This is a genomic window from Mycobacterium sp. (assembly GCF_044342925.1).
In the GTDB taxonomy this organism is placed as follows: domain Bacteria; phylum Actinomycetota; class Actinomycetes; order Mycobacteriales; family Mycobacteriaceae; genus Mycobacterium.
In genome coordinates this window covers 1-9,641 of record NZ_JBIIOV010000127.1, presented here as the reverse complement: position 1 = coordinate 9,641, position 9,641 = coordinate 1, and the positions used below count along the sequence as shown (strand labels likewise).

Sequence of the window (9,641 nt, the reverse complement as noted above, 5' to 3'; positions counted from 1 at the left end):
ACTCGGGTCTCGAGACTTTCGACGTCGTGGGCTGCGACGCCTTGCCGACTCGCATCGCTGGCGAACTGAATCAATTGCGATGCGGCACAGTCTCTCTCACGGTCCCGATACTTGGCCAGGCGATCCAGGTCGGATCAGCTGACCCGCTTCCCGCGGCCACGATCGTGGTGAGCAAGACGCCCGGTAACGTCACGGTACGTCGCACAGACGGCAGCCCTCTGCAGGCCCAGATCGTCACCAGTGAACACGACGGTTCGGTCTCGCGAGCGGCGGTATTCACCGAACCTGTTGCTGAACTAGGGATTCGGTGTCTCGGTCGAGCGCGCGGCGCCCGCCTGTGGGTCGTCGCGTCCGGTGAGCGGACCCGGCGACGAGCGGACCTGTTTCAGCTGATCGAGACGATCGTCGCCTTCGGCGCCGCCAAGCAACGCAGGATGGCATCGCCACCGGAGCTGCCGGCGTCAGCGTGATCGTCACCACCGCTTACGAATAGACGTTTTCCGGTTCCCTCGGAACTGACCCGAAGCCCGCGGATTCCAGACACATCACCAGATCCGGCTGGCTTGCAGTCCAAATGCGACTCCGTGCGCGCACGACACCGTCCAACAGGACGTCAAGAGCGTCGTGCACTGCCACATTCGTGAGCACTCGTTGTCGCCCCGGCCGCGTCAGGACGACGTCTGCATCGTCGCCGTCAGGTTCGGGGACTGACAAACCCCCGCAGCCAGTCGAACCAGGCGTCCATACCCGCACCGGTGCGGGCGCTGACCGGCAAGATGGCAGCGGCGGGGTTGACCTCCCGGACTCGCGCCACATAGGTATCGATGTCGGCGTCCAGGTGGGGCACCAGGTCGATCTTGTTGAGTAGCACCACGTCCACCGAGCGGAACATCACCGGGTACTTCAGCGGCTTGTCCTCGCCTTCGGTGACCGAATACACCATGGCCTTGGCGTGCTCGCCCACGTCGAACTCAGCCGGGCACACCAGGTTTCCAACGTTCTCGATGACCACCAGATCGAGTATGGGCAGGTCCAAGCCGTGCAGGGCGCGGTGCACCATAGGAGCGTCGAGGTGGCATTCGCCGCCGAAGCCGTTGGAAGTGTTCAGCAGGGAGATCTGGGCGCCGCGGCCGTCGAGTTTGGCGGCGTCGAGGTCGGTGGCGATGTCGCCTTCGACGATACCGACCGCGAACTCCCCGGCCAGGGCGTCCAGCGTGGCCGCGAGGATCGTCGTCTTACCCGAGCCCGGTGAGCTCATCAGGTTCAGTGCGCGAATCCCGTTGGCCTCGAACAACTCCCGATTCACCGCCGCACGGTTGTCGTTCTCGGCGAAGATCGCTTCGAGCACTTCGATGCGCTCGGTGCCGGTGGCGTACCCACTGTGGTCTCCGTGTTCGTGGTCCCCGTGCTCGTGGCTGTGCACGGTGCCGTCGTCGTGGCGATGAAACCGACCCATGATCGAAACCTGCTCAACTCACGTCGACAGAGGTCACCAGGAACTCCTCGCCGCGCACCACTTCGATGTCGGCGCTGTCGCAGTGTGGGCAGCGCACCGACCAGCGGGAAGCGATTTCCGATTGCCTGTCGCACGCGCGGCAGGCCACTTCGGCGGCGACGAGCTCCAGTTCCAGTTCGGCTCCGGTCATGTCGGCGTGGTCGCGGACCAGCGTCCAGCAGAACGACAGGGTCTCGGGCACCACTTGGCGCAGCGCCCCGACCCGGACCCGCACGACGTCGACGCGCCGGCCCGCGGCGTGGGGTCTGACCACGCCCGCAATCGCCTGACACAACGACAACTCATGCATCGAAATCACCCTACGACTAGCGTGATCTCTCGTGACGGTCCGGGTTCGCCTCGACATCACCGGCGTGGTGCAGGGGGTGGGATTCCGTCCTGCCGTGGCGCGGCTTGCCGCGGAGTTCGGCCTGGCCGGCTGGGTGTACAACGACGCCGGCTCGGTGCGCTGCGAGTTGGAGGGGCCGTCCGGCGCCGTCGATGCGGCGGTGGCCGCGTTAGCGCGCCGGCCCCCGCCGATGGCCCGCATCGACAGCGTGCGACGCACCCCGGCGCAGGTCTGCGGCGCAGCGGTTTTCGAGATTGTCGACAGCCGGACCGCCGACGGTGCGCGCACCCTGGTGCCCCCCGATATCGCCGTCTGCTCCGACTGTCTGCGTGAGATGCGTGACCCGGCCGACCGCCGGTACGGGCACCCGTTCATCACCTGCACCAATTGCGGGCCGCGCTACACCCTCATCGCCGATCTTCCCTATGACCGGCCTGCCACCACGATGGCCGACTTCGCGATGTGCGCGGCGTGCACGAAGGAGTACCGCGACCCGGCCGATCGGCGGTATCACGCGCAGACCATCGCGTGCGCCGACTGCGGACCGACGCTGGCCCGTCCGCTCCACCAGGCCGCCGCCGACCTGCTGAACGGAAAGATCCTAGCGATCAAGGGAATCGGCGGATTCCATCTGGCCTGCCGCGCCGATGACCCCGGTGTGGTCGCCCTGTTGCGGAACCGAAAGAATCGCCCCGCCAAGCCGTTTGCGGTGATGGTCGCCGACCTTGAGGCGGCCCGCGAGATCGCCGAGATCGACGACGCCGCCGCGGCGGCCCTGACGTCGCCGGCCGCGCCGATAGTGCTGGTTCCCCGCCCGAGGCGCTCGGCCGCCGATATCGGATCGGGAGCGGTGGCGAGCGCGGTGGCTCCCGGTCTGTCCGACTTGGGACTGATGCTGGCCTACTCGCCGGTGCACCATCTGCTGTTCGACGCCCTGGGGCGCGTCCCGCTGGTGATGACGTCGGCCAACCAGGGCGGGTCGCCGATCGTCTTTCGCGACGAGGATCTGCCGTGGATCGATGGCTTGGCTGACGCGGTGATGACTCACAACCGGCGCATCGCTGTGCCGTGCGAGGACTCCGTCGTCACCATCGACGACGACGGCGCCGTGGTGCCGTTGCGCCGCTCCCGCGGATACGCGCCGCTACCGGCCTCGGTGGACCTTCCCGGCGACGATGTCATCCTCGCCACCGGCGGCGATCTGAAGACCACGTTCTGCCTGATGGCCGGTGCCCGTGACGGCCGTCGGCATGCCCACCTCTCGGCGCACCTCGGCGATATGGCCGACCCGCGCACCCAGGCCTGCTTCACCTCCGCGCTGGAGCAGCTGGCGTTTATGACGGGTCAGCAGCCGACGGTGCTGGCCTGCGACCTGCACCCCGGCTACGCCACCACGGCGTGGGCGCGGCGCTACGCCGCCGGGCGGCCGGTGCTCGCGGTGCAGCACCACCACGCCCATGCGGTGTCGCTGCTGGCCGACCATCAACGGCTGGGGACACCGATCGTCGCGGTCACCTATGACGGCACCGGCTATGGCACCGACGGCACGATCTGGGGCGGGGAGCTGCTGGCCGTCACCGACCCGTGCGAGTTCACCCGGGTCGGTCATCTGATGCCGTTCGCGTTGCCCGGCGGTGAGGGCGCGGTGCGCCAACCCGCCCGCATCGCCCTGGACCTGCTGACCCGCGCCGGTATCGACTGGCAACCCGACCTGCCGCCGGTTGCGGCGGTGGGGGAGCGCGGCCTGCACGTCCTGGCGCAGCAGATCCCGCGGGGTCTGCGCTGCGTTCCGACGTCGAGCATGGGACGGCTGTTCGACGCGGTGGCCGCCTTGCTCGGGGTGTGCCAGCAGGTCAGCTACGAGGGGCAGGCGGCGATGGAACTGGAGCACCTGGCGCGGCGCGGATCCCCGGCGACGCTGGACTTCCCGGTAGATGTCGGTGTGCTGGACCCGCGACCGCTCATCGCCGGGCTGGTGGCAGGTCTGCGGGCCGGACACGACCGGGCCGATCTGGCGGCCGGATTCCACGAGGCGGTGATCCGCGCGACGGCCGCCGCCGTGCGTCACTGTGCCGATTCGGCGGGAATTCCGGTGATCGGTCTGACCGGCGGGGTTTTCGCCAATCGCATACTGCTGCAGGGACTTCGCCGGACGCTGGCCAGGAACGGCTATGAGGTGCTGACGCACCGTATCGTTCCCTGTAACGATGGTGGTCTGGCGCTCGGCCAAGCGACCATCGCGGCGGCTCGCAGGGTGCAGGAAAGGAACGGCGTGTGTGCCTCGGAATCCCCGGCAAGGTGATCGAGATCTGGGAGGAGTCCGGCACCCGGATGGGATGCGTCGACTTCGGCGGCACCACCAAGACGGTCTGCCTTGCCTATCTGCCGGATACGGTGATCGGCGAATACACCATCGTGCACGCCGGGTTTGCGCTCACCCGCCTCGATGAGGCCTCGGCCAACGAGACCCTGCGGATGTTCGCCGAGCTCGGGATTCTCACCGAGGAGTTGGGCCAGGAGCCGGCATGAAGTACCTCGACGAATTCCGCGACCCGGTCGCCGCCCAGGCGCTGGTGGAGAGCATCCGCCGCACGGCCACCCGCAACTGGACCGTCATGGAGGTCTGCGGCGGCCAAACCCACTCCATCATCCGCAACGGCATCGACCAGTTGCTCGACGGCGCGGTGGAGTTCATCCACGGGCCGGGCTGCCCGGTGTGCGTCACCCCGCTGGAGATGATCGACCGCGCGCTGGAGATCGCCGCCCGCGACGACGTCATCTTCTGCTCGTTCGGCGACATGCTGCGGGTCCCCGGCAGCTCCCAGGATCTGTTCGGCGTTCGGGCCCGCGGCGGCGACGTCCGCATCGTCTATTCACCGCTGGACGCCACGCGCATCGCCGCGGACAACCCCGACAAGCAGGTGGTGTTCTTCGGCGTGGGCTTCGAGACCACCGCCCCCGCCAACGCCATGTCGGTGCTGCACGCCCAGCGCCTCGGTCTGACCAACTTCTCCATGCTGGTCTCGCATGTGCTGGTGCCCCCGGCGATCACGGCCATCCTCAATTCGCCGGTGAACCGGGTGCAGGGTTTCCTGGCGGCCGGGCACGTCTGCACCGTCATGGGCACCGCGGAGTACGCCCCGTTGGTGCAGGAGTACGGCGTGCCCATCGTGGTCACCGGGTTCGAGCCGCTGGATCTGCTGGAGGGTGTGCGTCAGGTGGTCGAACTGCTGGAAGCGGGGAAGGCCGAGCTGCGCAACGCCTACCCGCGGGCGGTCACCGACACCGGCAACACCGTCGCGAGGGAGGCGCTGGCCGATGTGTTCGTGCGCACCGACCGGCAGTGGCGCGGTATCGGGATGATCCCGAAGTCCGGGTGGACGCTGTCGCCGCGCTACGCGGAGTTCGACGCCGAACGCAGGTTCGGGGTCGGCACGCTGACCGTGGAGGAGTCCCACCAGTGCCGCGCCGGTGAGGTGCTGCAGGGGCTGATCAAGCCCAACCAGTGCCCGGCCTTCGGCACCGCCTGTACGCCGCGAACCCCGTTGGGCGCCACCATGGTGTCCAGCGAGGGGGCATGTGCGGCGTACTACCAGTTCCGGCGGCTGGCTGCGAGTGTCTGACGCTGGATCGATGGTGCCCGGCTCCACCAACTGGGTCTGCCCGCTGCCGTTGCGTGAGACCAGGCGCATCGTCATGGGGCACGGCGGCGGGGGCATCCTCTCCGAGGAACTCATCGAGAACCTCTTCCTGCCGGCGTTCGGCTCGACCGGCGGGCCTAGCCGCGACTCGGCGGTGCTGGCCGTGCCCGGCGGACGGATCGCACTGACCACCGACTCCTACGTGGTCAACCCGCTGTTCTTCCCGGGCGGCAACATCGGCGACCTCGCGGTCAACGGCACCATCAATGACCTGGCCTGCAGTGGCGCCCAGCCGCTGGGGTTGACCGCCGCGTTCATCCTGGAGGAGGGCCTGGAGCTGGAAGTGCTCGGGGCAGTGGCCCAGGCGATGGGCAAGGCCGCCGCCGACGCCGGTGTCGGCATCGTCGCCGGCGACACCAAGGTGGTCGGAAAAGGTGGAGCCGACGAGCTTTTCGTCAACACCGCCGGGGTCGGCATCGTGCCCGACGGTGTGCGCATCGGCCCCGAACAGGCCCGCCCGGGCGACCACCTCATCGTCTCCGGCAACATCGGCGAGCACGGCGTGGCCATCATGAGCGTGCGGGAGGGCATCGACTTCGGCACCACGGTCACCACCGACTCCGCGCCGCTGCACCGGCTGGTGGCCGCCATGCTGGCTGCCGTTCCGGACCCGAATCTCGTTCACGCCCTGCGTGATCCGACCCGCGGCGGGCTGATAGCCGCGACCGTGGAGATCGCCCGCACCGCGCGTGTCGGGGTGCAACTCGACGAGGCCGCCGTTCCGGTACCTGAGACCGTCGCCTCGGCATGCGGCTTCCTGGGTCTGGACCCGATGCAGGTGGCCAACGAGGGCAAGATGGTGGCCTTCGTGGACCCCGCCCACAGCGAGGCCGTGCTGGCCGCCATGCGCCTCCGGCCCGAGGGCGCCAATGCGGCGATCATCGGCCGGGTGGTCGACGAGCACCCCGGCATGGTGGTGGTGCGAACCCCGTTCGGTACAACCCGGGTGGCGGAACGCGAACTGGGCGAACAACTTCCGCGGATTTGCTGACGTTGCCCCGGAAAAATGACTAAGCCCATGCCTGAACCCATGGTGCCCGGTATCACCGGCACACTCGACGCCGCCGCCGTCGCCGCACTGAACGGCTGGGTGCGGGCCCAGGGTCTCGGCTCGATGGTCACCGATGTGGTGCCGTTGACCGGCGGCAGTCAGAACGTGGTGGTGCGGCTGAGTGTCGACGGACGGCGGCTGGTGTTGCGCCGGCCGCCACCGCACCCACGGCCCAACAGCGACCGCACCATGCAGCGCGAGATCGCGGTGCTGCGCACGCTGGCCGGCAGCGTGGTGCCCCATCCGGTTCTCGTCGCGGCCTGCGAGGACCTCGACGTGCTCGGCGTCGTCTTCTACCTGATGGAGGAGGTCGACGGGTTCAACCCCGGCAACGAGATCGCCCCCGCCTACGTGGCCGACCCGGTGATGCGCCATCGGGTGGGTCTGAACTACGCCGCCGACGTGGCCCGGCTGGGCCAGGCGTCATGGCAGGGCAGCCCGCTGGAGGACTGGAAAAGGCCCGGATCTTTCCTGGAACGCCAAGTGCCGCAATGGCGGACGTCGGTGGCCGGCTATCGGGCTCAGAAGGGCTACGCCCACGATTCGTTACCTGGCGTCGATGACCTGTGCGACTGGCTCCTAGCCCACCAACCTGCCGACTACGTGCCGGGCATCGTGCACGGCGACATCCACCTCAACAACACGATGTTGCGCCGCGACTCACCTGAGGTGGCCGCGTTCGTCGACTGGGAGATGTGCACCATCGGCGACCCGCTGCTCGACCTCGGCTGGATGCTGGCGTGCTGGCCCGTCGCTCCGGACCCGCTGGGGTCGGCCGGGCATCTGGCCGAACTCGGTGGCCTGGCGGAGCGCACCGAACTTCTGGGCGCCTACTGCGCCGCGGGCGGGCGGCGCACCGAGCACCTGGACTGGTACCTGGCGCTGGCCTGCCTGAAACTCGGCGTCGTCATCGAGGGCACCTGGGTGCGTTATCTCGCCGGACGGGCATCCCGGGAAGCGGGGGAGCGGTTGCACGCCTCCGCGGTGACCTTGATGGGCCTGGGCACCGCGGTGGCCGCCGGCGACAATCCCTTCCGCTGAGCTGCCGCAGTGTCGAGACGCTAATCTGGATCAGGTGGCCCCAGATCCGGTGGAGACGTTGGCACGGCAGCGATTCGTCTCGCTGACCACCGTCAAGCGCAATGGCGAGAGGGTGCCGACACCGATGTGGATCGGCCGCGACGGAGCGCACCTATTCGTGTGGACCCACGCCGACAGCTGGAAGGTCAAGCGGGTCGGCAACAACCCACGGGTTACGTTGGCGCCGAGCAGCCGCACCGGCAAGGTCGGCGACGGGGTAGTGCCGGTCTCCGGTTCGGCGGAGATCGTCGCCGACCCAGCGACCGTGCGCCGGCTGGAAGGCCTGATTCGCCGCAAATACGGTGTCGAATACCGGATTGTGACGACCGTCGAGAGACTTTTGGCTCGTGGACGCAAGCCGCGAGTGATTCTGCGAATCTCCCTGGCGGACTGAGCTTCCGGGCTCGTCGGCCCTTTACCGGCGGACCGCCTGCTCGCTGCAGGTGCAGTGCTGGTCCTTAGGGATCTCGCTCATGACCTGTTCGGCATGCTGGCCGCAGCCGTCCCAGGTGGTCTTGTGGCAGCGCGGGCATTGAACGGCGTAGCACATGGGGCGTCTCCTTCTCCGGTGGTCAGATTAAGCGTTGGTGGCCGCGATCTGGGCGCGGACGCCGTCCATGTCGAGTTCTTTGATCTTGGTGATCAACTCCTCGAGCGCGGGCGCCGGCAGTGCGCCGGGCTGGGCGAGCAGCAGCACCCCGTCGCGGAACGCCATGATCGTCGGGATCGAGCGGATCGCAAGTGCGGCGGCCAGCTGCTGCTCGGTCTCGGTGTTCACCTTGGCGTGCACCACGTCGGGGTGGGCGGCCGCGGAGCGGTCGAAAACCGGCGCGAAGGTGCGGCACGGTCCGCACCATGACGCCCAGAAATCGACCAGAACGATCGGGCTGTCGGTAACAGTGGACTCGAAGTCGGCCGCGGTGAGCTCGACGGTGGCCATGGCGGTGTTTCCTTTCGTCGGTGGCACCCCCACCGGGGGTGCAGCACCAGATTTAAGTACCCCTGGGGGTATTTCTATTCCCCGTGCTACGATACCCCCATAGGTATCAATCCGAAGGGATCTCCACTCATGACAGCACCGGCCATCCTGAACGCCGCCGAATTGCGCGGTCTGCTGAGTTCGCCCACGCCGCCCCGGGTCATCGACGTCCGCACATCAGGCGAGTTCGAGACCGTCCACATCGCCGGCGCCTACAACGTGCCGCTGGATCTGTTGCGCGAGCACCGCGACGAGATTCGCGCCCACCTCGATGAGCACGTCGTGCTGGTGTGCCGATCCGGCCAGCGGGCTGCGCAGGCCGAGGACACGCTGCGCACCGCGGGCCTGGGCAATGTGCACATCCTCGACGGCGGCATGAATGCCTGGGAAGCGCACGGCTTCTCGGTCAACCGCGGCGCGCAGCGCTGGGATCTCGAACGGCAGGTGCGGTTGGTCGCGGGAGCAATCGTCGCGATCAGCATCCTGGCCAGCGTTTTCGTCCCGGGCTTCAAGTGGGTCGCCTTCGCCATCGGCGCCGGCCTTACCTTCGCCGCGCTGTCCAACACCTGCATGATGGGCATGCTGCTGGCCAAGCTGCCCTACAACCGGGGTGCGACCTGTGACGCGCGGACCATCGTCGCCCAACTTGCCGACTCCCGATCCGGCAAGTGAGGCCGTAGATGATCGCGCTCACCGTCGCACTGGCTGTCCTGGTCGGCGTCGCGCTGGGCCTGCTCGGCGGCGGGGGCTCGATTCTGACCGTGCCGTTGCTGGCCTACGTCGCGGGCATGGAGGCCAAGCAGGCCATCGCCACCTCGCTGCTGGTCGTCGGCACCACCAGCGCGGTCGCGGCCATCTCTCACGCCCGCGCCGGGCGGGTGCAGTGGCGGACCGGGCTGATCTTCGGGACCGCGGGAATGGCCGGCGCTTTCGGTGGCGGTCTTCTGGCGCAGTTCATCCCGGGCACGGTCCTGCTGATCGGCTTC

General features: G+C 68.3%; 13 protein-coding genes. 9 read left to right on the top strand and 4 right to left on the bottom strand.

Going from position 1 to position 9,641, the window contains the following annotated elements; all coding sequences use genetic code 11:
• The first annotated feature begins 26 nt into the window (after positions 1 to 26).
• Positions 27 to 470, top strand: coding sequence for a hypothetical protein (locus ADBZ6I_RS13115; RefSeq protein WP_526384511.1), 444 nt, complete (start codon positions 27 to 29; stop codon positions 468 to 470).
• Between the two features lie 224 nt (positions 471 to 694).
• On the opposite strand, the gene hypB is transcribed toward ADBZ6I_RS13115, so the two are convergent.
• Together hypB and ADBZ6I_RS13105 are read right to left on the bottom strand one after the other, a co-directional pair.
• Positions 695 to 1,456 carry a hydrogenase nickel incorporation protein HypB gene (gene hypB, locus ADBZ6I_RS13110; protein WP_526384509.1) on the bottom strand — a complete coding sequence of 254 codons (762 nt, stop codon included), beginning with the start codon at positions 1,454 to 1,456 and terminating at the stop codon, positions 695 to 697.
• Between the two features lie 13 nt (positions 1,457 to 1,469).
• Positions 1,470 to 1,805 (bottom strand): hydrogenase maturation nickel metallochaperone HypA, encoded by a 336-nt coding sequence (locus ADBZ6I_RS13105; RefSeq protein ID WP_313676960.1) that lies wholly within the window; start codon positions 1,803 to 1,805, stop codon positions 1,470 to 1,472.
• A gap of 31 nt (positions 1,806 to 1,836) precedes the next feature.
• On the opposite strand from ADBZ6I_RS13105, the gene hypF reads away from it, so the two are divergent.
• From hypF to ADBZ6I_RS13075, 6 genes are read left to right on the top strand one after another with little or no spacing between them, the layout of a single operon-like run.
• The gene (hypF, locus tag ADBZ6I_RS13100; protein ID WP_526384507.1) at positions 1,837 to 4,146 is read left to right on the top strand and encodes a carbamoyltransferase HypF; all 2,310 of its coding nucleotides are present in this window, start codon (positions 1,837 to 1,839) and stop codon (positions 4,144 to 4,146) included.
• Positions 4,119 to 4,373 (top strand): HypC/HybG/HupF family hydrogenase formation chaperone, encoded by a 255-nt coding sequence (locus tag ADBZ6I_RS13095; RefSeq protein ID WP_526384505.1) that lies wholly within the window; start codon positions 4,119 to 4,121, stop codon positions 4,371 to 4,373. The genes hypF and ADBZ6I_RS13095 overlap by 28 nt, the downstream gene beginning before the upstream one ends.
• The gene (hypD, locus tag ADBZ6I_RS13090) at positions 4,370 to 5,467 is read left to right on the top strand and encodes a hydrogenase formation protein HypD (protein WP_526384503.1); all 1,098 of its coding nucleotides are present in this window, start codon (positions 4,370 to 4,372) and stop codon (positions 5,465 to 5,467) included. The genes ADBZ6I_RS13095 and hypD overlap by 4 nt, the downstream gene beginning before the upstream one ends.
• A gap of 10 nt (positions 5,468 to 5,477) precedes the next feature.
• Entirely contained in the window at positions 5,478 to 6,536 is a 1,059-nt protein-coding gene (hypE, locus tag ADBZ6I_RS13085) for a hydrogenase expression/formation protein HypE (RefSeq protein ID WP_526384513.1), read from the top strand.
• Between the two features lie 27 nt (positions 6,537 to 6,563).
• Entirely contained in the window at positions 6,564 to 7,637 is a 1,074-nt protein-coding gene (locus tag ADBZ6I_RS13080; protein ID WP_526384501.1) for a phosphotransferase family protein, read from the top strand.
• Between the two features lie 34 nt (positions 7,638 to 7,671).
• Complete coding sequence (locus tag ADBZ6I_RS13075; protein ID WP_526384499.1) at positions 7,672 to 8,070, top strand: PPOX class F420-dependent oxidoreductase; 399 nt, start codon at positions 7,672 to 7,674, stop codon at positions 8,068 to 8,070.
• A 21-nt stretch (positions 8,071 to 8,091) separates the two neighbouring features.
• Here ADBZ6I_RS13075 and ADBZ6I_RS13070 read toward each other — a convergent pair whose 3' ends face one another.
• Together ADBZ6I_RS13070 and trxA are read right to left on the bottom strand one after the other, a co-directional pair.
• Positions 8,092 to 8,226: a DUF8730 family Cys-rich protein gene (locus ADBZ6I_RS13070; RefSeq protein WP_526384497.1), complete on the bottom strand. Its 135-nt coding sequence runs from the start codon at positions 8,224 to 8,226 to the stop codon at positions 8,092 to 8,094.
• A gap of 27 nt (positions 8,227 to 8,253) precedes the next feature.
• Positions 8,254 to 8,616, bottom strand: coding sequence for a thioredoxin (gene trxA, locus ADBZ6I_RS13065; RefSeq protein ID WP_526384495.1), 363 nt, complete (start codon positions 8,614 to 8,616; stop codon positions 8,254 to 8,256).
• Between the two features lie 129 nt (positions 8,617 to 8,745).
• Between trxA and ADBZ6I_RS13060 the strand changes: the two genes are divergently transcribed.
• Positions 8,746 to 9,327, top strand: coding sequence for a rhodanese-like domain-containing protein (locus ADBZ6I_RS13060; protein WP_526384493.1), 582 nt, complete (start codon positions 8,746 to 8,748; stop codon positions 9,325 to 9,327).
• An 8-nt stretch (positions 9,328 to 9,335) separates the two neighbouring features.
• Positions 9,336 to 9,641, top strand: a 306-nt coding sequence (locus ADBZ6I_RS13055; RefSeq protein ID WP_526384491.1) for a TSUP family transporter, incomplete at its 3' end; no start/stop codon positions are given.